Here is an 804-nt window from a genome sequence, read left to right on the forward strand (position 1 = left end):
TTAGGCTTTAATCTCGTTGCTCAATCTACGGCGACGGAATGTGTTTCTTAAGAGTGTACTTCAGCCAAAACAGGTCGATGGTGCAAAGCTCAATACAGGGAAATTTATTGATAGATTCAATATTTAGCCAGCCTTCTTTTTCTCGTCTTGCAACTTTTAAGATTATGGCAAGAGTTTCCCGATCTGCTTCTTTCCAATTGCCAGCTACTAAGAAATCGCGCAACCGCTTGTAACTTATTCCCCCTTCTGAATAAAACTTAGTAGATCGATCAATATAATCACTGTGTATCAGTTGATTCTTAAAAATTTCTAAATCTTTATTGAGTATGGGAATACTAGAGGTTTGTTGGATTTCAGACTGAGAACATAGCCCTTTACCCAGCAAACCTTTTTTACTTAGCCCTTGTTGTATCAAATAAGGAGAACTAACTTCCTCATTTTTTTGCAAATAAACAAATGGGGGGGTGAGGTTTGATTTAGAATCCAAATTTGCTGCTTTAAGATGAGCAATTCTTTGGATTGCCTGGATTTTATCTGTGTTTGGAGCAGAAGCTGCTGTATTCAACTGCATCCAAAGTTGCTCTGCTAGTTCAAGATTACCGCTAACTTCAGCTTGGAAAGCATCGATTTTAAGAGTATTAATCTCATGTAAATTTGCGTATTTTGATCTAATAATTAAACTCGATTTATTTATATTTTTTGCATTAGTATAAGGTGTTTGCTTAGAATTATGGTAAGAATTCAGGTACGAGGCTGAGGAACCAAAGATGGAGTATATTTAGAATCATTAAGCAGTGCTTTGAT

1 protein-coding gene is annotated in these 804 nt (G+C 35.9%); it reads right to left on the reverse strand.

Features of this window, described 5'->3' with window-relative positions; all coding sequences use genetic code 11:
• Positions 1–25: 25 nt before the first annotated feature.
• Entirely contained in the window at positions 26–571 is a 546-nt protein-coding gene (locus ACM0OZ_RS49075) for a GUN4 domain-containing protein (RefSeq protein ID WP_414590199.1), read from the reverse strand.
• Positions 572–804 lie beyond the last annotated feature (233 nt).

This window comes from Scytonema sp. PCC 10023 (assembly GCF_963920835.1).
In the GTDB taxonomy this organism is placed as follows: domain Bacteria; phylum Cyanobacteriota; class Cyanobacteriia; order Cyanobacteriales; family Nostocaceae; genus Kalymmatonema.